Source organism: Candidatus Fukatsuia endosymbiont of Tuberolachnus salignus (genome assembly GCF_964030845.1).
Classification (GTDB): Bacteria; Pseudomonadota; Gammaproteobacteria; order Enterobacterales; family Enterobacteriaceae; genus Fukatsuia; species Fukatsuia symbiotica.
Map to the genome: position 1 here is coordinate 2,654,556 of NZ_OZ034983.1, position 21,077 is coordinate 2,675,632.

General features: G+C 43.9%; 26 protein-coding genes, 1 tRNA gene and 2 pseudogenes. 10 read left to right on the forward strand and 19 right to left on the reverse strand.

Annotation, left to right across the window (positions count from 1 at the left end; translation table 11 throughout):
• Positions 1 to 24: 24 nt before the first annotated feature.
• Genes AAHH42_RS12645 through AAHH42_RS12655 form a run of 3 tightly spaced genes read left to right on the forward strand, consistent with a single transcriptional unit; the run spans position 25 to position 1,536 of the window.
• Positions 25 to 453, forward strand: coding sequence for an IS4/Tn5 family transposase DNA-binding protein (locus tag AAHH42_RS12645; protein ID WP_342221289.1), 429 nt, complete (start codon positions 25 to 27; stop codon positions 451 to 453).
• Entirely contained in the window at positions 395 to 838 is a 444-nt protein-coding gene (locus tag AAHH42_RS12650; RefSeq protein WP_342221290.1) for a hypothetical protein, read from the forward strand. The genes AAHH42_RS12645 and AAHH42_RS12650 overlap by 59 nt, the downstream gene beginning before the upstream one ends.
• Complete coding sequence (locus AAHH42_RS12655; RefSeq protein WP_342221291.1) at positions 805 to 1,536, forward strand: IS4 family transposase; 732 nt, start codon at positions 805 to 807, stop codon at positions 1,534 to 1,536. The genes AAHH42_RS12650 and AAHH42_RS12655 overlap by 34 nt, the downstream gene beginning before the upstream one ends.
• A 153-nt stretch (positions 1,537 to 1,689) precedes the next feature.
• Here AAHH42_RS12655 and AAHH42_RS12660 read toward each other — a convergent pair whose 3' ends face one another.
• Positions 1,690 to 2,712: an IS630 family transposase gene (locus AAHH42_RS12660; RefSeq protein ID WP_119797033.1), complete on the reverse strand. Its 1,023-nt coding sequence runs from the start codon at positions 2,710 to 2,712 to the stop codon at positions 1,690 to 1,692.
• Between the two features lie 63 nt (positions 2,713 to 2,775).
• Here AAHH42_RS12660 and AAHH42_RS12665 point away from each other — a divergent pair, with 63 nt between their 5' ends.
• Both AAHH42_RS12665 and AAHH42_RS12670 read left to right on the forward strand, forming a co-directional pair.
• Positions 2,776 to 3,078 (forward strand): hypothetical protein, encoded by a 303-nt coding sequence (locus tag AAHH42_RS12665; protein ID WP_342221292.1) that lies wholly within the window; start codon positions 2,776 to 2,778, stop codon positions 3,076 to 3,078.
• A gap of 236 nt (positions 3,079 to 3,314) precedes the next feature.
• Positions 3,315 to 4,138: pseudogene (locus tag AAHH42_RS12670) on the forward strand (IS5 family transposase).
• A 164-nt stretch (positions 4,139 to 4,302) separates the two neighbouring features.
• Here the strand turns inward: AAHH42_RS12670 and AAHH42_RS12675 are convergent.
• On the reverse strand, positions 4,303 to 5,604 hold the full coding sequence (locus AAHH42_RS12675; RefSeq protein ID WP_342221293.1) for a YopT-type cysteine protease domain-containing protein: 1,302 nt from the start codon (positions 5,602 to 5,604) through the stop codon (positions 4,303 to 4,305).
• A gap of 382 nt (positions 5,605 to 5,986) precedes the next feature.
• Between AAHH42_RS12675 and AAHH42_RS12680 the strand changes: the two genes are divergently transcribed.
• Together AAHH42_RS12680 and AAHH42_RS12685 are read left to right on the forward strand one after the other, a co-directional pair.
• Positions 5,987 to 6,172 carry a hypothetical protein gene (locus tag AAHH42_RS12680; protein WP_119797379.1) on the forward strand — a complete coding sequence of 62 codons (186 nt, stop codon included), beginning with the start codon at positions 5,987 to 5,989 and terminating at the stop codon, positions 6,170 to 6,172.
• A gap of 234 nt (positions 6,173 to 6,406) precedes the next feature.
• Positions 6,407 to 6,503: transfer RNA gene (locus AAHH42_RS12685), tRNA-Ser, on the forward strand.
• A 32-nt stretch (positions 6,504 to 6,535) separates the two neighbouring features.
• Here the strand turns inward: AAHH42_RS12685 and AAHH42_RS12690 are convergent.
• From AAHH42_RS12690 to AAHH42_RS12735, 11 genes are all read right to left on the reverse strand, one after another.
• Positions 6,536 to 7,669 carry a tyrosine-type recombinase/integrase gene (locus AAHH42_RS12690; RefSeq protein ID WP_425286328.1) on the reverse strand — a complete coding sequence of 378 codons (1,134 nt, stop codon included), beginning with the start codon at positions 7,667 to 7,669 and terminating at the stop codon, positions 6,536 to 6,538.
• Positions 7,558 to 7,944, reverse strand: a complete 387-nt coding sequence (locus tag AAHH42_RS14945) for a helix-turn-helix domain-containing protein (RefSeq protein WP_072551071.1) — start codon at positions 7,942 to 7,944, stop codon at positions 7,558 to 7,560. Before AAHH42_RS14945 ends, AAHH42_RS12690 begins: the two co-directional genes overlap by 112 nt.
• Before the next feature lie 205 nt (positions 7,945 to 8,149).
• A complete protein-coding gene (locus AAHH42_RS12695; RefSeq protein ID WP_342221216.1) occupies positions 8,150 to 8,347 on the reverse strand; it encodes a hypothetical protein in 198 nt (65 codons plus the stop codon).
• A 104-nt stretch (positions 8,348 to 8,451) separates the two neighbouring features.
• Positions 8,452 to 8,595 carry a hypothetical protein gene (locus tag AAHH42_RS12700; RefSeq protein ID WP_162920480.1) on the reverse strand — a complete coding sequence of 48 codons (144 nt, stop codon included), beginning with the start codon at positions 8,593 to 8,595 and terminating at the stop codon, positions 8,452 to 8,454.
• An 11-nt stretch (positions 8,596 to 8,606) separates the two neighbouring features.
• On the reverse strand, positions 8,607 to 9,293 hold the full coding sequence (locus AAHH42_RS12705) for a helix-turn-helix transcriptional regulator (RefSeq protein ID WP_342221217.1): 687 nt from the start codon (positions 9,291 to 9,293) through the stop codon (positions 8,607 to 8,609).
• A gap of 153 nt (positions 9,294 to 9,446) precedes the next feature.
• Positions 9,447 to 9,713, reverse strand: a complete 267-nt coding sequence (locus AAHH42_RS12710) for a transcriptional regulator (RefSeq protein WP_342221025.1) — start codon at positions 9,711 to 9,713, stop codon at positions 9,447 to 9,449.
• 160 nt (positions 9,714 to 9,873) lie between these two features.
• Positions 9,874 to 10,638 carry a Rha family transcriptional regulator gene (locus tag AAHH42_RS12715; protein WP_342221294.1) on the reverse strand — a complete coding sequence of 255 codons (765 nt, stop codon included), beginning with the start codon at positions 10,636 to 10,638 and terminating at the stop codon, positions 9,874 to 9,876.
• Positions 10,639 to 10,907: 269 nt separating this feature from the next.
• Entirely contained in the window at positions 10,908 to 11,114 is a 207-nt protein-coding gene (locus AAHH42_RS12720) for an ORF6N domain-containing protein (protein ID WP_119797157.1), read from the reverse strand.
• Between the two features lie 365 nt (positions 11,115 to 11,479).
• Complete coding sequence (locus AAHH42_RS12725; RefSeq protein WP_342221295.1) at positions 11,480 to 12,451, reverse strand: Rpn family recombination-promoting nuclease/putative transposase; 972 nt, start codon at positions 12,449 to 12,451, stop codon at positions 11,480 to 11,482.
• A 110-nt stretch (positions 12,452 to 12,561) separates the two neighbouring features.
• Positions 12,562 to 13,182 carry a lambda exonuclease family protein gene (locus tag AAHH42_RS12730; RefSeq protein WP_342222001.1) on the reverse strand — a complete coding sequence of 207 codons (621 nt, stop codon included), beginning with the start codon at positions 13,180 to 13,182 and terminating at the stop codon, positions 12,562 to 12,564.
• 150 nt (positions 13,183 to 13,332) lie between these two features.
• Positions 13,333 to 14,151: a group II intron maturase-specific domain-containing protein gene (locus AAHH42_RS12735; RefSeq protein WP_342220949.1), complete on the reverse strand. Its 819-nt coding sequence runs from the start codon at positions 14,149 to 14,151 to the stop codon at positions 13,333 to 13,335.
• A 175-nt stretch (positions 14,152 to 14,326) separates the two neighbouring features.
• Here AAHH42_RS12735 and AAHH42_RS12740 point away from each other — a divergent pair, with 175 nt between their 5' ends.
• On the forward strand, positions 14,327 to 16,120 hold the full coding sequence (locus AAHH42_RS12740; RefSeq protein ID WP_342221223.1) for a recombinase family protein: 1,794 nt from the start codon (positions 14,327 to 14,329) through the stop codon (positions 16,118 to 16,120).
• On the opposite strand, the pseudogene AAHH42_RS12745 reads toward AAHH42_RS12740, so the two are convergent.
• The 6 genes and pseudogenes from AAHH42_RS12745 to AAHH42_RS12770 all read right to left on the reverse strand — a co-directional run.
• Positions 16,037 to 16,534: pseudogene (locus AAHH42_RS12745) on the reverse strand (reverse transcriptase domain-containing protein); the annotation flags it as partial. The gene AAHH42_RS12740 and the pseudogene AAHH42_RS12745 sit on opposite strands and share 84 nt — an antisense overlap.
• A gap of 700 nt (positions 16,535 to 17,234) precedes the next feature.
• Positions 17,235 to 17,675: a hypothetical protein gene (locus AAHH42_RS12750; RefSeq protein ID WP_119797349.1), complete on the reverse strand. Its 441-nt coding sequence runs from the start codon at positions 17,673 to 17,675 to the stop codon at positions 17,235 to 17,237.
• The gene (locus tag AAHH42_RS12755) at positions 17,675 to 18,304 is read right to left on the reverse strand and encodes an ERF family protein (RefSeq protein WP_254052036.1); all 630 of its coding nucleotides are present in this window, start codon (positions 18,302 to 18,304) and stop codon (positions 17,675 to 17,677) included. The genes AAHH42_RS12750 and AAHH42_RS12755 overlap by 1 nt, the downstream gene beginning before the upstream one ends.
• On the reverse strand, positions 18,279 to 18,584 hold the full coding sequence (locus AAHH42_RS12760) for a hypothetical protein (protein WP_342221296.1): 306 nt from the start codon (positions 18,582 to 18,584) through the stop codon (positions 18,279 to 18,281). Before AAHH42_RS12760 ends, AAHH42_RS12755 begins: the two co-directional genes overlap by 26 nt.
• A gap of 164 nt (positions 18,585 to 18,748) precedes the next feature.
• Positions 18,749 to 19,072 (reverse strand): hypothetical protein, encoded by a 324-nt coding sequence (locus tag AAHH42_RS12765; RefSeq protein WP_119797350.1) that lies wholly within the window; start codon positions 19,070 to 19,072, stop codon positions 18,749 to 18,751.
• A 525-nt stretch (positions 19,073 to 19,597) separates the two neighbouring features.
• The gene (locus AAHH42_RS12770; protein WP_119797351.1) at positions 19,598 to 20,209 is read right to left on the reverse strand and encodes a helix-turn-helix domain-containing protein; all 612 of its coding nucleotides are present in this window, start codon (positions 20,207 to 20,209) and stop codon (positions 19,598 to 19,600) included.
• 111 nt (positions 20,210 to 20,320) lie between these two features.
• Between AAHH42_RS12770 and AAHH42_RS12775 the strand changes: the two genes are divergently transcribed.
• Together AAHH42_RS12775 and AAHH42_RS12780 are read left to right on the forward strand one after the other, a co-directional pair.
• Positions 20,321 to 20,548, forward strand: a complete 228-nt coding sequence (locus AAHH42_RS12775) for a YdaS family helix-turn-helix protein (RefSeq protein WP_162860100.1) — start codon at positions 20,321 to 20,323, stop codon at positions 20,546 to 20,548.
• Between the two features lie 67 nt (positions 20,549 to 20,615).
• Positions 20,616 to 21,059: a YmfL family putative regulatory protein gene (locus tag AAHH42_RS12780; RefSeq protein WP_342221297.1), complete on the forward strand. Its 444-nt coding sequence runs from the start codon at positions 20,616 to 20,618 to the stop codon at positions 21,057 to 21,059.
• The last annotated feature ends 18 nt before the right edge of the window (positions 21,060 to 21,077 follow it).

Sequence of the window (21,077 nt, forward strand, 5' to 3'; positions counted from 1 at the left end):
TCTCACTTTTACCCACAACGTTGAATGAAAAATGATTCAGGTGAAATTGGATTATTGGTAGAGTCAATAGTTAAATCAGGAAACAGGCACATGAAAACAGTAACGGGTAATGGGAATGAGTGGATCCGTGAAGAATTTCATCAAATTGATTTCGGAGATAAACGCCTTAAAGAGCGTTTTTTTGAAACAGCGGGCTTCTTATCATCAAAAGCGTCAGGTTCAATTTACCCAAGCTGTCATGGTTCCTGGTCACAGGCCAAAGGAGCTTATCGATTTTTTAGCAATGAGAGAGTGAGCGAGAGCGCGATATTCCGTACACATTGTGTGCAAACACAAAAACGTCTGGAGGGGCATTCACTGGTTTTTTCTCTTCAGGACACATCAGAGTTGAACGTTGACTCACATAAAAAGAGAGGGGTTGGGAAGTCTATCTCAAGCCTATCACAAACATAAAATGGGGTTGATGCTTCATGCAAGTTTGATGGTAACTCAGGAGGGCTTGCCGCTTGGGTTATCCTCGCTTAAATGCGGGTCACGTGTTTCCCGAGAGGAAACCCCTCAGGAAAAACAGCGGCGGCTTTATCAATCGACAATGAAAGAAAAAGAAAGTATTAAGTGGATAGAGACCCTCTACGAGACAGCGGCGCGGATACCCAAAGATACCTGCTTAATCACGCTGGGAGACAGAGAAGCGGATATTTTCGAACTTTTTCGGGTTGCAAGCTCACTAAAACCATTTTTTATTATCCGCAACCGGAAAGACAGAAAATTTATCGATGAGATGAAAAGGGGAAAAAAACAACGGTGCAAACCGCCTTGTCAAAGACGCCGATTTTAAAAACCATAGCACTCACCCTGCCCAAAAATCAGCAAAGGGTAGCAAGAACGGCTTATGTGGATATTCGCTCCATTTCAGGCTGGCTCCCCATTAGAAATAATCTAGTTTATGGGCCTACCAATAAAGACGCTTCACGGCATATCCATGAAAAGGTTCACGTATCTGCCATCAGTGTTAAAGAACAGCCTCCTCCAGAAGGAGTAGCGCCTGTCGAATGGGTATTATTGACCCATTTGACGGCCACTGACGCCTTTGAAGCAGAAGAGAAAGTGAATGGGTATAGACTGAGATGGAAGATAGAAGAGTTCTTCAACACACTTAAATCAGGATGTTGTGTTGAACAATGTCGTTTAAATACGGCAACCCAATTAACGAAAATGATCACACTCAAAAGCATTATCGCCTTCAAACTGATGCATATGACCAAAATGGCAGCGTTGTGTCCTGAGGCTACCTGCACCGATGTGTTGTCAAAGATAGAATGGCAAACGTTGTATTGCAGAATACAGACAACAAGCCGCCTTCCCGAGCATCCCCCCACAGTGCTTCAGGCAATAACATGGCTGGGTCAATTGGGAGGATTTCTTAACCGACGTGCCGAGGGTTTACCGGGAATAATGTCGCTTTGGCGAGGGTATGAGATCCTGCAAGAAAATGTGAGATTGTTCATTATTCTTAATAACAAAAATTGTGGGTAAAAGTGAGGCTTCAGTTGCGACGAACTCGAGTGTTCAAGGTGCTCCCCTTTTCTTTCAACTGTTGTAACAATAGAGTTCCTTCCAAACCCAAGAGAATATATGAAAATAGCGTTTTTAAAAAAACCTCTGGAAGATGTATATACCCAAGTGAAATCAAGATGCAGGATTTAGCGCCTGGAAATTATCGTTTAAGCGAGATACCAGAGAACTTGCCATTTGTGGTAGCTTCACTTCAAAGAAGTTTAAGATATCGTTCTTAAAACTCTGTTTAGATGGGTAATATCTATTGTTTCGTGTTTGCTCATTCATCACCTTCCACAATCGCTCTATCGGGTTTAGATTCGGGCTATACGGCGGAAGGTAATGAAGCTGGATATTCAACGTAAGCGCGGCGTCTTGCACAAGCTGTGAACGGTGATAGCCTGCACCCTCGAGGATCACATGTGCCGTTGTCGTGATGGGATAATGCGCGCGAATGGCAGACAGGAAGTGAACCACATTTTCGCTGTTAATCGTCTCATCATCACGGATTATGGGGTTAGCCACATTCTGGATGTTCAAGGCTCCCATGATATTCAACCGCGTTCTGCTCCCGGTGGTCTCTATCGTTTTATCCTGGCCTTTTCGTATCCAGCCGTAGCTTATTTTGGTGGCTTGTGTCGGATGAACGGCATCAATAAACAGTATGGGGTCATTACCCGCGGCGTCTTTCAATTCGCTGTAGGTCTTTATAAATTGCTGCTGTTTCTCAACGGCAAATTTATGCGGAACACCTTTCGGCTTTTTATAGCTAAAGCCATGCTGCTTCAACCCTTTATACAGACCTGATACGGTAAAGGTGATGTTCCAGCGTCCAGCGATATACGCCACAATTTGGTGATTGTGGTGGTAGAGCGGCTGGGTGAGATGTTCAACCAGCGACGTGGTCTGTTCCGCATTGAGATAGCCATCGGAGCCGCCATTTTCAGGCTTGAGCTTGTTGAGTTTATGATAGTCTGTAAGGTGGCGCCGCACCGTGGTTTCATTAATGAGCTGTGAGTGAGCAATCATAGGGGGAGTCCAGCCGTCTGCGGACAACAAAACACACCGGATCCTGTCACAGACACGGCGGTCATGGCTTTGACGATGTTGGGCTTCGAGGGTAATTTTCTGGTCAGCAGTCAGCTCTATTTTCATGGCTATGAGCATGATCCTTATCGACTTCAAAATCAAGCATCTTCATTGATCACGGGTATAGCTATGTCCCAAGAAAAAGCACCTTCACAGTTGGAAAAGGGATCCTCAGAATTTCCATATATGGTTGATCATGCCGCTGCAGCAGAATTCTATATAAAAAACGGACATCGTTCTCATAAATGTTTCCACGAACAACATGGTGTTGGATGTAATGGTCAAGCAAAAGATGTTAAAAAATCTGAAAGCTCTAGTCCACAAATTGAAAATCGCCAAAATAGTGGAAGAAATGTTTACCCTTGGCCCAAAGGGAACACGTCAGGAATAAAACCAGCTTCACATGCTGTGCCTCCTGGTCAATACGCCTAATTTATTTTCCATTTTAAAATAAATTAAAAAGCAGAATATTACATGATTGCTTATTGGCAATCATGTGAGTTCTGAGTAACAACGTGCTACCACTGTATTTTTTACTAGCAGGTAGATAGTTTGTTGGTAGGAAGCTCTTCTGCAAGAGAAGTCACAACGCTGGATTCACTAGACTTCTTCGGAAACTAGCATTCATGTAGGAATTTTGTTAAAAATCTCCTGAACAAGGAGCCCCTATGAAATATGAGGGACTCAAGGTACTGGAAGAGGAAAAATTTCGGCGCTTAACCGGAATTAAACGCAGTACATTTGAAAAGATGATAAAGATATTGAATGAAGCAGATAAGTGTAAGCAAGGAAAAGGAGGTCGGAAACCTAAGCTGTGTTTAGAAGAGCGCTTATTAATGGCCCTTGAGTATCTACGGGAATATCGCACTTATTTTCCTGTCAGCCAAAGCGATGGGGTGAGTGATAGCACATGCTATGAAACGATTAAATGGATAGAGAATACGCTAATAAAGCATCCTGATTTTGCCCTACCTGGACACAAAGCTTTATTAAAAAGTGATAGGGAGTATGAGCTCGTTCTTATTGATGCCACAGAAACGCCGATTGAACGTCCAAAAAAAATAAAAGCAGTTTTACTCAGGAAAAAAGAAACGACCCACCTTAAAAACCCAAGTGATCGTCGATAAAAAAAGCGACGCAGTCATCTGTACAACCATTTACTAATGGGAGGCGCCATGATTTTAGGTTGTTCAAGGAGTCTGGTGTGCGAATACATCCTGAAATCAAAACAGTGACAGATACAGGTTACCAAGGGCTTGGCAAGATTCATTCAAACTCGGCGTTGCCTAAGAAAAAGACAAAGAAAAATCCTTTAACACAAGAAGATAAACGCAACAATCGTAAGTTATCAAGCCTGCGTGTATTAAACGAAAATGTCATTGGTATGATTAAACGATTTAAAATTGTATCAGATCGTTATCAAAACAGGCGAAAACGGTTTGGATTAAGATTTAATCTGATTGCAGCAATTTATAACATGGAAATTAGATAAATGAGAGTTTCCGAAGAGGTCTACTGAAGAATAAGCAAGTTGAAAAACAAAGTAACAGGTTACGTAGATTATGTACTACTAGGTAAAGGATTATCGACTGTTGTAGACAGAACTTTTAGCGTAATACGTTGCTTTGAAGGTGAGCCAGGCAGCAACGCCTATGGTTAGTTTATCGGGCTAAAGGTTTGTACAGTTAAATCAGATAGGTCGTATGTATCATTATGCATAGTAAAGGTCCTGAAAAATTTTTGCATATCATTAATAGAACTAAACAAAAATTCTCCAAAATTAGGATCAAAAAATTGAAAAGTGTTGGACTTTATATCAATATACATTCCAACAGCATGAAGTCCCTTTTCATTATAAGGACGGATTGTAAGGTAATATCTACCATCGCTAATGGGTAGCTCTAATGTTGCTATTGCGTTCTTACCCAATTTTGATTCTAGATCGTTAATATGGCTAAAACAGTATTTTTTTTCGTCTATTTCATACATTCCATCTATTATATTGTGTTTTATATGTATTTTTTTATCACCTGGATTGCTATTTCTATTATATCGCTTTAATAAGTTAACTATTTTTTCATTATGATCAGAACAATATTGAACTGCTGATCCAATTATATCTTCTTTTGTAAGGTAAGCTTCTAGTACCAAATCATGTATTTCTGACTTGTGTAGACTATAATATTGAACTAATGATTCAGTTATTTTTTCATCATTTATAATATTATGTTTATTTACTAATTTATTTATGAAACTATCATCTTGGGCTATGATTTTAACAAACTCAACAAATTCTTTATGATTTTTATTAAAAATACTGACTAGCTCTCTAATACTTTCTTTATTTTTTATAAAAACATTTTCTTTTGCTAATTCAATTATATCGCTATCATTCTCACCGAAATATTTAATCAATTCAATTAATTTTCTATTGTCTTCAGAAAAATATCTAAGTTCATATTCATCCTGTGTTTCATTTTTAGTGAATGTAATTAATGTTTTTATATTTAGTTGTGCTATTTTTTTAGCTCCATCTTCTGTTTTTATAAAATTGAAAAAATTATTTTGCAGCAACGGATCACGCATACCTAACCAAGTCTCCACAAGTGGAGAACACACCCCGCGCGTTGCTAGCTCTAGATTTTTTAAAGAACGACTAGTAAAATCAGCCTGACAAAATGCCATTTTGTAGAATCCATTATAACGTTCCGCCAGTTTTTTAAGAGAAGCAATAGTTTCTTTATCAAGATAATGGCTATTTTCCTGATATTCTGTAATGGATATATCTTGTTGCGGATTTTCTTTCACTTTTTGTATTAAATTTTTTGTAAGTTCCTCCACACTTTGAGAAACTTCAACAATTCTTTGCAAAGTACTTTTAGAGGTATGATGTTGATTACTTAATACCTTATTTGTTTCTTTTCTGGCTAATGAAAAATTATTGTCTGTTATTGGCATGTTATTTACGATATATACTGTAAATTATCTATGGTTAATTAATTACTGCCTACTATAATAGAGGAGAGAACAAATGATCCTGATAAGAATATGATGAATAACAATGGCAAAGCCACAATATAATATTAAATTAGTCACGATTAAATTTAATACCATAAATTTTATGGTTAATAATAAGTAGGTTTTACTAAATTAATGTGTGTCACGAACATGAACGTAAGTTATGGTGCTGTACTAGAGATAGGACTAGGCCTTCTTGAGTCGACTTACAGGAACAGGCTTCACACTACCCAGTGCAGTTGCCCTTCTTTGGCAAAATACTACAGTTGTAGTTAAGTCGAAAATCTACAGTTTTTTCGGCATCACCGGTGACACTGCCAGAATGATGGTCAGTGCCAATCAGACCATCGCATCATCGCATCATCGCATCATCGCATCATCGCATCATCGGGATATTAAATCCTATTGGAAAAAACCGCCGGTTGGTATTATTGATGTGAAGGTAAGTCTGTCGATATTGCCTACGCCAGAGGATACAGTCTTGGAGGTTAATTTGAAATCGTTGTGAGAATACTCAGACGAGTACGAATTTTATATTTTGAACTAAGTGGTAAAAATCTCGGCAAAAATAGTAAGTGAAAAGGGAAACTTTTATGGAGTGAGTCTGGCTGGGAAATCAAAAACGAAGAGGGGAAGTCTGTGGAAGTGCAATGATAGGGAATTATATTACGTGCCATAAACGTGCCACGGCGATTTGAGGGAGACTGATGGTTATTGATGTTTTTTGATGGTTTGTTATATTGCGAATGCAGTTATTTTGTTTTAAATCAATATATTATAATTTTACCAACGGCCTTCTAAGCCGTAGGTCACAGGTTCGAATCCTGTAGGGCGCACCAAGTAAATCAATAGGTTAGCACCCTTTTTTTTCTTACCTATTTTTGCCACGTGCCAGAAACGTGCCATGCATTGTGATCACCTCATCCAACTTTTTAGCATGTTCCGTTAAATGAGTGGGAGATAAATGAGCATAACGACGCACCATCTCGACACTTTCCCAGCCTCCCATTTCCTGGAGTGCTGACAGGGGAACACCCGATTGAACCAACCAACTGGCCCAGGTGTGCCGCAAATCATGAAAACGGAAATCACTGATCCCCGCGCGCTTTAAGCCAGTTTGCCACGCGCGATTATCATCGACTCTAAATTTGGTTATTATCGCCGTGTCTTTCCCCTCACTACCTGGCACTTTTTTTCTCCTGACGAAGACCCAGCGTGAATGTCTCTCCCGCTGTTCCCGTAGAACAGCACAGGCTGTTTCATTCAGTGCCACCCCTATCGCTTTGCCTGCCTTGGCCTTTTCAGGGGGGATCCAGGCAACCTGTCTTGCCATATCTATTTGGTCCCACTCTAAATTAATAATATTCGACCGACGTAATCCGGTTGCTAACGCAAACACCACTATCGGCCTGAAATTTTCATGCATCACGGCAATCAGACGGTTGGCTTCTTCGTGAGATAACCAGCGAACACGCTTGTCATTCGGCTTGCGGGCTTTCAAATTCAGAGGCTTTTCTAACCATCCCCATTCATTTGCTGCAATCCGCATCAGACCTCGTATAAAAGAAAGGTATTGGCTACGGGTGGCTTGCGAGGGCGGCTTTTCTTTGAAATCAGGGGTCTCATTCCCCTTTTTTAATGACGCTTTCTGGGTTAATTCCCACCGTTGCCGGTGTCGCCGGTTTTTCATGGTTGAAACCACCTCTATCACCTCCTCTTCATTGATACTCGATAGATTTCTTCCTGAAAAATGCAGCAAGAAAAACCCGATTTTCGTTTTATCATCGTCAAGCGATCGCTTATGTTGTTTTTCGTTGATCCACCTTACACAAGCCTCCTCAAATGTTTTGTGTGGCATTTCGCCCAGTTTACTCTCTCTCCATGCGTTAGCTTTTAAGCTATCGTACAGCTCCTGTGCTTTCCGCTTGTCCGTTGTTCCAAGAGATTGCCTAATTCTTTTACCGTCCGGCGTAACGAAATCACAGTGCCACCCACCGTGCCGCATTTTGATTGACATACCCGTTGTTCCTCATTGTGTGTGCCAGTCGCCTTCACGATTATGTCGTTATTCCTGCGACGGACTGATTCAATACACGCTGTTTTTAATATTCTGTAACCCCCACTTTTTCCATCGTGGCCTGTCCTGTTACAGGGCAGCCTGCCCGCTCTAATCCACTCTTTTAGCGTGTTTTCACTGAGTTTCATGAATCTGCAGGCTTCTTTCAGTGTGAAGATTTCTTCACTCATCCTGGCTCTCTTCTTATTGGTTAAAAACGTCATCACGCCGTCCACATGGGGGCGTGAGATAAAGTCATTTCAAGCATAAAAAATAATGACAGGCTCTCTCTGCTAAGAGAAAGCTGTCAGTGATGAAAATAAAGGAAGGGATAATAAATATAAATAAACGCGGATAATAAAAATTATAACGCGTTGGGGTTCTTAGAAAACCTATTATTACAACATCATGATGACGGTCAATACCTTGTTAATTTTTCAATGTGGCAATAATTGTGTCTTTGGCTATTTCACCATAGTGGTCGATAAGGTATTGAGCAAAATGAGATGCAGTGATTTTATACTCAGAGTGAGCACTGATAGAAGCGGCAAAGGTGTCAAGTGCTTGGTAGAGGGTTGCGCCAATATAAATCCTCTCTGACGGTTCTTTCATCACGTCTTGTAACATAACGCTTCCTTTTTTTAGAGATAATATGTAAGTACTCCACTTGTATTGATAAGACGAAGCCCTACGTTAAACGCATTGTTTTTCGAAGAAGCAATAAAATGGTTTTATGGCAATCGATGTTTAGGCTTTTTTCTCTTCTTGAACCAGCTTCTTAATCGGTTAAACCAATTTTTCTTTTCATTTCTTTTCGCTTCCCGTTCCCGCTCACGAAGCGCACGTTTTCTCGCTCTGCTCTGTCTGTTGCTCATAAGAAAACCTCCTACTCAATAAACTGTATCCCGGGGCGTATAAACGCTTGGGGAACAATGCGATCAAATCCGGTTTGATGACAAAAGTGTTTAAAGTCTCGCAATGAATGCACTTTCGCTTTTTGGTATAGAATACGAATTCTGTTTTCTATTGTGCGATGGGAGCGTGCCAATTTTTTACCTATTTCCTTGGCACTCATCGTGCGTAATAAATAAAAGATTATCCTCAGTTCAGATTGCGTAAATAGAGTCGAGGGAGGGTCCAATAATAGCGTGGCAGTTAGCTTATCTACGTAGTGGGACAGTGAAATAATAGCCAGTTTTCTGCCATAAAAAACTGTGCCGATGCACTTGTTTCTTTTATTATGCAACGGAAAGGTTTCGTATAAATAAGGTTGCAGTTTCTGTTCACGACCAAAGAAATGCGTTTTAATGAGGGTGATTTTTTGCCCGCTTTTTATAACCTCTCTTTCCAGTTTTTGAATGATTAAAGTAAATTCTAAAATACACGTAGGAAGTTCATCATCACGCCGCCCTATCACATCAAATCCTTGTGGCAAATTTAAAAAGTCAAGAAAAGCACGATTGGTATAAATAAAACGTGAGTCACAGTCTTTTATTCCCCAAACATCTTGACTATTTTCCATCATAGATGTCAGAGGTAATGAACGTGATACCTTTGTTATTTTTTTCATCATCTGTCCTAACCCTATTCAGTCCCTTTCATCGTGGATGACGCCCATCTAGGATGAGGGTAAATTACTTAGTCAGTGTGAAAGTCTAATTAGAAAAATAAAATGGAATAGTCTCCACGAGAGAGACTCTCTTTTCTATTTTTATCATGCTAGACGCTATCGCTTTCTACATCCCTTCAAAGCAAAAAGCGCAAGGCGGACATGAAATACGGTAAACAGACCATGCAGCGAATACGGTTCAAATTTGAGTTTTGCACTTGCCAACGTCTGTTTCACTGCGGGATAGGACACAGAACGTAATAAGGCGATGTCTTTTTGTGACACGCCTAACGCGAAAAGCATCGCCGTTTCAAATTGCACCGGTGTTAATTCAGGAAACACTTCCCGTAATTCAGGAAATTGGGTAATATCGATGTTAGCCATTGTAGCCTCCGAGAGAGGTTATGGTGGTTAGCTGACAGGGGTGGTTCACGCCACCGCTGTTAGCGCTAGGGTTAAGTGATGTAAACGGTGATTGCGTCACCGTCGCTATTTGCAACTTGTTGTAGCTATTTATGTTTTCATGGTGAGTGACTCCGTGGGTTTATGATGCGATGCTAAGTTCTTTTTCGTGGGTGAAGTGCCCGTCCCAATGGGTTTTCATTGGCAACTTATTTTTGCGGTAGAGGTCAAATAATCGGATTGCCCCTTTGCGCAGTAAAACGGGTTGATACTTGATAAAGTCATCACCGCTATGAATGCTGATTTTATGTTGATGTTCCGTCAGATATCGGTCACGTGCATAAGAGGTTGCACGCCAGCGGATATGGGATTTACTTTCGTTATAAAGCCAATTTCTGTCCGCTAAACAGTGATTAATCTGCTGTGTATTAATACCGTTGAGCATTTTGCAAAACTGAGTCGTCGTTATTCCTTCCTTAAACAGGTTTTTCAACTCGTGTAATTCCGCTTCCTGTTCTTTGTTCACTAAGGCTAACCTGGTTTTTTCGCGAAACTGCTCTGCCCATGCCATAGCCGCAACAGGGGGGTCTTCGAAATTAGGTAATATGCAGACAGGCCGTGTTGCTTTCTCTTCCAGCTCCCGCCAGCGCGTGGCGACTTTATGGCGAAGTGGAATACTGTAACCCATGACCAATGTCATGGTTAAATCTTGGTCAAGTAAATATTCCTGATAAGTGCGACCATTGGTGTCTTTGTAATCTCCCGAAAACTCGGGAGATTGAATATTGAGCGATTCGAACATTTTTCGGCAGTCGACTAGCACATGATCATGACGTTTACCCGTTAGTCGAGCAATTTCACGGCTAGACATTTTTACCTGTTGATAGATAGTGATGACATTTGACATAGAGAAATTCCTTATCTTGAACTTATATGGTGATTAACTCATCAGTGAAGTGGGGTTTGCGGGCACTTCCCATCCGATAACCGAGAAGGTATCCATCTTGGGATGGTTCCAGCGTGTTGTGTGTTTATTAACCGAATGACTGTCAATTAGTTCCTGAACGCTTTAAGCTCTTCACCTTCTACCTTGTGATATAGCAATGGCCGTATAAGTTGACTGTAAAAATTTACACTAATACATTGATATTAAATAATATTTACTGGTAAAATAAATCATGTTACATGGCCCCTGCTATAATGCTTACTCTCAATGAATCTCTCTTTATTCCGTTTAAAATTTTGCTGAATGTTATTACTATCCGTACCGTATCCTTGTGCTAACAGTTCAGTGGTGATAACCCGCTTGTGGTGATAGATAATAACGGGTAAGTTTTCGGGACTTAATGGGGCTTGTTGATGAATATCAATGATATTTGGCATGCAAAATTCCTCACAAATGAATTGCGATTCGTAGAATCCCGGTACGTTACCGAGATGAGAGATTAATTACGTCTTGGTGTTGTGCCAGCGGGGAGCTGAGCGTTTAGGCTTCTATTAACAAAATTGGCGAATACCATCCCATCTTTGAAACGATCACAAAGATGGTAGGCTAAAGGTGAATTTAGTTTTATTGAAGGTGTATAATTGCTCATTGTCTGACCCATAACACGCTATGGGCGTAAAAAAACCGCACTACTTATGTATGCGGCATTCGCTAGTTAAAGTTATTTAACACCTTTAACGAAATATTCCTCGAGGCTGAATCATCATTCAGCCCGTCCGGGTATAGCAGGTGTTAAGACACCTTAATGTAGCAATACTTCAATATCTTTAATATCTTGGTCAGAAAGTCCAGTATATTTTTTAATCTTTTCTTTGCTTGCTCCGTCAGCAAGAAGTTCTTTCGCGATTTTTAAGGACGCTTGTTTTTCTCCCTGTTGCATGCCCTGTTGCATGCCCTGTTGCATGCCCTGTTGCATGCCCTGTTGCATGCCCCGTTTTTCGCCCCGTTTTTCGCCCCGTTTTTCGAGTTGTTGTGCAATCGTCATAATGTCCTCACGGTAAGTGGGTGTCTGATCCACGAGCGCTTTGAAGAACTTTTCAGTATTCTTCGTTTCCCCTTGGTAGGTGATATAATAGAGCAAAGCGTGGAACAATTCACGGTTTGTATAACCTTTATTCAATAGTTCTGCAATGGGTCCGACCATGTTTATCATATCACGCATGTAAATGTGTTTTTGCACCAGTTCCATCAACGCCACATGGCCGTGTGTCATGATTTCCTCATCAGGAATAACGCTAATATCCACCAAAGGAAACGGCTTGGTGTAGATTTCTCTGGCTAGCTCCGGGTCAACAAAACAATCCATCAAATCCCTGCTGTAAGGATAGGGCCGCCTTTTCCCGTGATAAAACAATATCGGCACCACAATAGGTAATTTTTCGTTCGGGTTTTTGTCAAAATATTTTTGCCAAATCCCCACACAATAGCGTAATTCACGAAACGTCATCAAAAGTTGCGGGTTGCTTTGATGTTCGATAATACACTGAATGTACGCCTTGCTGCCGTCGTTCATCTGCATTGAATAAACAATATCAGAGAAATATTGTCTCAAATTTTCATCAACAAAGGAGCAATCTTCTACTTTCAGTGTAGAAAGGTCACATTTCTTCAAAACAGCGGGCGGTAAATGTGTTTTCAAAAAGTCTCGTGCCACCTCAAGATTACCCAAAAACTTCTTACAGAAGGCGTCGTGAGGAGAAATTATTGCTTTCATCGCTTTATCCTAAGCTTAATATAACGACGTTTCAGAAAGGCATGCCCTGTATCATACCATCTCTGCCCCTGTTTTGATGTTGACGACCACTTTTTTCAGTGGCGTTATCTTCATGCCACTTTCCCATACGTTTTAATCTGTTCGATTTCATCTTCAAGTTCCTGAAGAAATTTTCGCACTTCTGTTTCAATTTCCTTGCCCAGTGCCTCATCAAAGTGAATGCGCTTTTTGAAGTAGGCTAATGTGTCAGGCAGTCGATTATCATAGCTGACAAAGTCACACCATCGACGCCCCGTACACAGCATTTGCGCGTGCATTTGCAGGAGGTATTTTTTTTCTGGTTCACCTGTTCTTATCGTTTTCAGATGCGTCCAGGTTTTGGGGCATTTAATCTCGATCAGGCCATCCTCATTAACCAATCCGTCGGGACTGGCCGCAAACCCCTCAATAGTGGGGTGGTCGACGAGACCGACCTCCGTGACCTCTACTGCAAATTCACGCAAGATGTAAGCCTCACGGGCGACGGGTTCCAGTGCTGTCCCGTGCTTCATGTCGAGCGTGACAAAGGTGTCTTCCCGTTTCCCCGTCAGACGCTGGCAAATCAGCTCGGCCCTGTATTTTTTTCGCGTTGCGGCGTCGCCTGTTTTTACTTTTGCCATCACCTCTGCCAATTTGCTGGCTGTGACCTTGCCGCATCTTGCAGCAAACCAGGCTTCTGTTCGTTGTTCCATTTTTACCTCGATAAATTGTCTTGTCATCAAAACGGAGAACCGCTCGTAGAGTAGGTCTCTGGTTTGACATCATCTCCCCAGCGACCTCTCGTCAAACCGTGCTTGCAGTTTTCCCGTACACGGCTTTCCGACTGTCTTCTTTCCACAGCGTTACGACGGCACAGGTCGGGCATACCGACTCCCTTCATCTCCGGTTATGGACAGGCTGTACAGCTTAAACAGCCCGTGGTAATCGTAGAACCAGGACGGCGGGTGGTCCCTCCACCCCTTACCCCGTTTCTTGTGCTTCTTCCGCAACATGATGCAGAGTGTCCATATCGTGTAATTCGCTATGCTCAAGAAATGCTTCCTTGAATTACCTGTCTTGAAGTAATTCCCCCATCCGCGAAGAATCGGGTTTACCTTTTCTTTCACCAATGTGGGCCAATCCCAGTGCTGCCCTTTTCGGACAACATCACGGATTTTCTGCTTAACAGACTTCATAGCCTTGGGAGTCGGATAGTAAAAGGTCTTCAACTCGCCCGTCACTTTCGATGGTTGAACTGCGAACCTGTGACCTAGAAAGTCAAACGGCTCTTTCATGGCATTAACTATCCGCGTTTTCTTGGCATTAAGCGTCAACCCAAGTCGGTCTAAGACTTTCTTGGCCTGATCCAGATAAAACTCCGGGCGCTTGCTGCACAAAATCACAAAATCGTCGGCATATCGCACGATATGAGCATCATGCGGACGTTTACCGAACGCCTTTTTCTCCCACGTCGAATCAAGCCAGTGCAGGTAGAGATTAGCGAGCAAGGGAGAAATTACTCCGCAAACAATAGTGCAAACTTTCGCGTAAGCTGGGGCCTGCGTTTTCACCGGCGCTGCCTCAAGTCTGGTCATCCGGATGGGAGCATCACTGAGTTTTCCCTCGTTATTGAGACTGATAACGGCACACGGAGTGACCCTCAGCAATGAAACCGAAGCCATTTTCACAACACGTACGTATCACTTTCGAGCCCAGCCGGTTTTCTGACGACCAGCTGACGGATGTTTATGAACAGCTGACTCCCGTTAACCACCACGTGCTTACCCCTCACGACCAGGCCCAGGCCAAACCTCACCGGGCTCCTGCCCGCTCAACCGCTAGACGGAGCAAAATGTTATGAACAAGGCACTGGTCGCACTCTACGCCCGCGTTTCTTCCGGGCAACAGGTAAAAAATGGCACCATCGGCAGTCAGCTTGCAGCAATCAAGGACCGCATCCGTGAGGACGGCCACGTGTTGCCTGACGCCATGCTCTTTATCGATGATGGTGTCAGCGGTGCTACACTTATCCGCCCGCAACTAGAGCGCCTGAGGGACTACGCGGCGGCAGGCGATATTGAATGCCTGTACATCCTGTCGCCCGACAGGCTAGCCCGTAAATACGCCTATCAGGCTCTGCTGATGGAAGAGTTCAGCGCCTGCGGCGTGGAGGTTATCTTTATCTGTCACACCCCCGGCGACACGCTGGAAGACATGATGCTTCTGCAGATGCAGGGGATGTTTGCTGAATATGAGCGGGCAAAGATTATGGAGCGCAACCGGCGTGGTAAGCTTCACGGTGCACGCTGTGGTAATGTCGGTGTCCTTTCCGGTGCACCTTACGGTTATCGGTATATCCGCAGGCAGCCGGACGGGACACCCGCACAGTATATTGTCAACCTTCATGAAGCCTCCGTGGTCAGGAAGATATTTAGTTGGGCTGGCATAGAGCGCCTGAGTCTAGGCGGTGTGGTCAGACGTCTGGCTGAGAAAGGCATAGAAAGCGCCACCGGCAAACCCGGCTGGGACCGCAGTACGGTATGGGGCATGTTAAAGAACCCCGCTTACAAAGGACTTGCTGTGTTCGGAAAAACGAAAAACTGCGCCCCCCGTCCCCGGGTGAGAGCAGCGCGCAACAGTGCAGATATCCTCAAGAACGGTTATTCAGTAATACGAAGTAAGCCGGATGACGGCATCGGGATCCCTGTGCCTGCCATCATCAACAGCGCTCTTTTCTTGACGGTCAACGAACAGCTGGAAGAAAACCGCCGACATGCACGACAGGGGCGCCGGGGAGCCGCTTATCTCTTACAGGGGCTGACTGTGTGCGGCCACTGTCGCTATGCGTATTATGGCAAAAAAGTCAGTAAATCTGCGGCAAAAGGGGGGGCGCAGTATTCTTATTACCACTGTACTGGGACGGATGCTTACCGCTTTGGGGGCATTCGGGTGTGTGACAATAAACAGGTCAGGACATCCATGCTGGATGAAACGGTCTGGGCACAGGTCATTGCGCTGCTGTCTGAGCCGGAACGGCTGAAAAAAGAATATGAGCAGCGTCTAACGCAGGCGTCAGAGCACAGTGGACAGACCGCAGATGCTGAGCGTCTGAAAAAGCAAGAAAATCAGCTAAACGTGGGGCGGTCCCGATTGATTGATAGTTTTGCCGAAGGGCTGATTGGCAAAACAGACTTTGAACCACGGATCAGAGTGATGACGCTCAGGCTGGCGGAACTTGCGCGCCAGAGAGTGAAGGTGAAACAGGCCACAGAGAACCAGCATGAGTTGCTGCTACTGGTTAACCGGGTGGAGGATTTTGCTGCTGCGGTCACGGAACGCCTGAGTACGGACGATTTTCTGATGAAGCGAGAAATTCTGCGTGCGCTGGTGAAACGGATAGAAATTTATCGTGATGAAATTGTGGTGGTTTTTCGGGTGAATCCCGGGAATGATACCAGCCTGGAAGCAGGATCAGACAAAACATATGGCAGAAGTTTGCCAGATTGTTTGCGGAGTAATCACTCCCCCTTGCGGCGTACCGGTCGTCTCCTTCCGGATTTTCATCTCTTCCATCGCTCCAGCTTTAAGCCACATCTCGATCAGCTTTACAACCGAGCGATCAATGACTCTGGTTCGAACGGACAGCAGTAATTTATCGTGCGGAATTGTGTCAAAGTACGACTTCAAATCCGCATCTACCACCCAGTGGCACTTGAAATTCAGCCACTTGTAGATTTCCCGCAATGCTTGTTGTGCATTCTTCCGAGGCCGGAAGCCATACGAGCAATCCTTGAAGGTAGCCTCAAAAAGAGGTTCGATAACAATTTTCACCGCTGCCTGAACAACACGATCTGCGATAACGGGAATGCCTAGAGGTCTTTGCGTTCCGTCAGCCTTGGGGATGTACACCCGTTTGACCGGCAGAGGCGTGTACCTCTTTTCCATGAGTTTTGTTTGGATTTCAGCCAAGAATGACCCAACTCCAACTTCCTTTTCAATGACTTCAGAAGTCTGCTGGTCGATGCCTGGGGCACCTTTGTTGGCTCGGACTTGCTTGTAGGCCATCCATAACACATCGATCTGACACACCTTGTCATACAGCACGCCGAATTTCCGTGTTGGATTCGTCTTGGCTGCTAGGTATAACTTTCGTTGCAGTACTCGCACTCTTTCTAGCGACGTGTTTTCAGCTTTCGCAATCACGTAATGCCTCCTACAAAAAATAGCATGACAGAAGCAGAGGCCCTTCTCTCCGACGAGGTTATGTTGTCCTCATCATCAACAGTACTATGGCCTCCTCCGACTCCTCTATCCCGCGTCTATTCGAACTTCGGCGGTTACCTTATATCTTCAATTACGCGGTGGGTTAAACCACGACGGGTAGAGGTCTCGTTCGTTCCGCTCAGTTCTATGCGCACATCCCATCCTCAATACCCCGAGTTCCCGTTCTAGCTTCAAGTGGTTAGTTAATCCACTAGAACTCGATGACCTTCGCCCCCATTCCAAAGGCTCGGCGGAACCACCCTACACCACACTCTCCCAGCATTGCCGTGTGGCTGACATTTACGAGGCTTGTTCAGGTTCACTTTCGTTACGGGCTGTGTGCTTGCGCGCGCCCATGGACTGGGTCAGGGGCAACGTTTATCCGGCGTTGCTTCCATGTTTCAGTCGCCTTCCACATGTACGCCATAGCTACGCAATCAAACTAACCAATTATTGCAGCAGGACTCGCACCTGCAAGAAACTGAGCAGCTTAACGAACCGCTCAAAACGGGATATCATCCCCGTCGTCATTAAAATTTGTGAACGGCATCACATTGCTTTGTTGACAGGGTGCCTTGGTAGGGTATTGGGGTAGCGCTTGGGTGGGTTGTTGTCTCTGTGTCTGCTGTCCCGCGTCGACAAAGCCCAAACGTGCATTGTTTAGCTCCAAGACGATCGCTTGTCCGTTTTTCCCTTCGTAGCTGTCGATCTTGATGCTTTCACCGAAGAGCTCAACGATAGCACCTGGGTTGAGTGTTTCGCGGTAAAAATCTGCTTGATTGCCGGCTTTGGCAAACAGTACCGCCTGGTAGTTAGTGAAAGCATGGGCTTTTAATTTGCGATCGTAGTATTTAACGCCACCCCGTAGGGCGAAGCCGATGGCGTCAGTGGCCGTAAATTCTCTGGCGGCCTGTTGGAGTTTGAGGGTGATGGTGTGTGCCATTAGGCTGCCTTCTCTAAGGTTGCTGAGTGGGTGAGATAAATGTCGTTGGCTTTTTGTGCTAAATCAGGCTGCTGGATAAGCAGCTGGCTCAGTCGGTTATAAGCCCCCTGTAAGGCCACTTTATCCTTGCATTGACGCGCCCAGTGGGTGAAATCGGTGAGGTATTGTTCGGGTGTCCGTGCAACGGTGGACTTCGTGTGTGGGGTTCCCTTGTTTTCTTGCTGTTTATAGGCCTCGGTGTCGGCATCTTTGGCATCATCAATCGCAAACAGGCCGTTCAGGCAGTACTTACGCGCGTAGGAACTGGTTGCCCCGGTCAGCTGTGCCGCATCCATGCCTTTTTTGTTCAATTCTTCCCGTGCGATGGCGGAGGCCTGAAACGAATTTTCACCGTCCGTCAGGGTCGCTGTTGCCTTGACGTAATAGCGATCGCCTATTTGTACGATTTCATCACTTATCGAGAGAAATAAATCACCCAGCAGCGGCTTAACGCCTTCCAAAATGTCTTCACAGCTGCGGTAGTGGTATTTACCAAAGGTATTGTATTGATTTTTCGGTGCATTAAGTTCGCGTTGGATAGTGGCCAGCTTAAGATAAAAGGCTTTATTCTCCATAATAGACCTTGTCATAGTCATCGCCACTGTAGAGCCGTTCTTTGGCTAACATCCACTTCGCTTTTGAGATAAAAATGCTGAAAAATGCCTCATCGAGGTCATCGGGTTCGGTCTCATCCAAGGCGAGTGCCAAGGCCTCACTATCAAAATGGGGCAATTTTTTAAAGAGCTGAGCGATGTGCTCAAAAGTGAAGTATTTGTCCCACTCTTCCGCCTGTTCATTAATGTTGTGCCAATCTTGATCACTGAACGTGTTCATTATTTTTCGTGCTTCAATAAGCGTCTCGGGTGTCATGCCAGTCGCCCTCTGCTTTTACAATAGGCGCGGGACATGCGGGCATAGCCCCGCTCGCTGTTAAGGAAAACTCGCTTCACACCGTTGACCATGATGATTAATGCGTTATCTTGGATAGTAAAAATCATGGTTCGCCTCTGTGGGTTAATTCAATAACGCCCCTGCTAAGCAGAAGCGGTGATAACTTTGTTTGTCCTGCGGGTTCCTCGAACCGAAAATAACCAGACTCTTGGCATCAGCCGGTTGTACAGGCTGTCCTGTGGCTTTTTACGTAAAGGAAAGGCCGTCGCTAGAGCAATCGCCCGATCTACCTCTGAGCGAGGGTGAGCACGCACTATTTTTGCGTGATGGCCCCCTCTCCGATCAAGGCTATTTTCGATCGCCTCACGTGAAATAGCCTGCGCTTTACGGCGTTGATGTCTGCGGTATTTGGCATTACCGCCATACGTTGCCTTGCGTTTCGATGGCTTGTAAATAATCGTTGCCATAACTTACCTCCGATTGATTTCTGGATAAGCTGGTGACACAACCTATTCAGAAACCAACGGGTGAACGCAAGGGTGCACTTTGTCAGTGCTACCAAACTCCAAATTGTTAAAGAGCATCCGCTTGAGCGGGGTATATCGGGCATTCTATTTCGCGAATCATTCCGATTTTCATGCGCCTACTTCATGGGCTTTCCTTGCCTGCTTCGCGTTAGTGATGAAGTTAATATAACCAAAGATATATATTATTTCAATATCCATAAGTGAACTTTTGGCTATAATCATGATAGTTTCTTGATAATTAAAGTGATTTATTTTTTATATATATGGCAATCAAGGGAAGGGTAATTTATTTAATAAAGAATAAATTACGTATTCGGGTATGATGAACTGTGTTTTTTTACAGACCATTTTGGTCCAATACTGTATAATGCCGATTTTGTTTTTTCAGAAAAAGGATTTTTTTATGATAGAAATGGTAAGGGTAGGGGCTGGAAAATATGAGACAACCCATCCATCTTTGGCGTGTTATTTACGGCGAAGGCTCCGAGAAAGGTACACAATAACACCTATCAGCGACGATTTTGATGTTAATTCAAGCAAAGGTATCCTTGGATCATCTACCGCCAAAAATCCAAATGAACCACCTTGCATGAAACGGTAAACCGATGCTAATTCGTTGACGTGGGCGTATACTAAATCATTTGTTCCTGGTATTTCTTTTATATCTACAACGATCAATGTCCCTGATGGAGCTTCGGCACAACCACTGTTAACATTAAGCCTGTATGCCCTACAAGTTTTTGATTTAACTGAGTCGGGAACTAAAACTCTTTCTCCTGTCAGGCCATTTTTTCCATAAACATCGACTGAAAAAACATCATCATATGACCGCTTTATTTCTGCTATATCATTGCTGCTGTTGTCATTCATTGGCCCCTTTCCTTCGCTTAACCATTCAGCCCTAACGTTAAGCACCCTGGATAGTTGAAGAATTTTGGTACTACTTAACGCTTTTCCGCTAAGTAGTTTCCAGATACTAGGTTGAGCCATGCCCGTGGCGGACGCCAATTTTGCTTGCGTAAATTTACCCGTATCCATAGCCATTTTTAGGCGTTCAGCTAGTGTGGTCTCTTTCATACTCTCCAACATATAGCTTTGGGTATTTTTAGTCAAATATCCAAAAGTATTGCAATTGTCGAATCTCAAAGTTATTATCTCTTGTGTTCAAAATTGGAATTACTTATGTCTATAAATTTATATGTGCAACGTGCAATCAGTATCGCTGGTAGCCAGAAAAAACTAGCGGACAAGGTAAGTGTAGCTCAGCCAACTATTTGGTGTTGGCTTCACCTAAAGAAAAAAGTTTCACCCAAAAATGTAAACGCTTTTATAAGAGCTGTTGATGGTGAATTCAAGGCTTACCAAATTCGCCCGGATTTGCCCGACCTTTTTCCACATCCAGACGAAGCGGCCTGATCTCATCGTGACGCCATGCTCTCATAACGCAAACAAAAGTATAACCCAATAAGGAACAGGATAAATTATGGACAAACGCGCATTAATTAACCGGATGTGTGAGCGAGTGACAGGCGGACGCGCCGTTGCTGCGGCGTATTTAGGGATGTCTGAATCTAAATTTAACAATCACTTGTATGAGAACAAAGGTGCTCGATTTTTCAGCGTCGATGAACTGGTAGCACTGCAAACACTGAGTGAGTCAACCTGGGTTGCGGAATATTTTGCTGCACGATCGAATGCCATCGTCGTACCTGCACCTTCTGCGGAGGTGGACACCGTGGAACTGCACCACATGAGCCTGAACACAGCAGTCAAACGCAGTGCTGTCGACCAGTTAATTCTTGATGCGATTAGGGACCACGGGGGGATTAATGAACAAGCCCAACAGAAAATTCTGGATGCTCACCGTAAACACATCGCAACACGAGACGGTGAAGTTCGCGCCACGCTGCAGGTTTACAGTAAGTAAAAACACCGCGACTGCGGA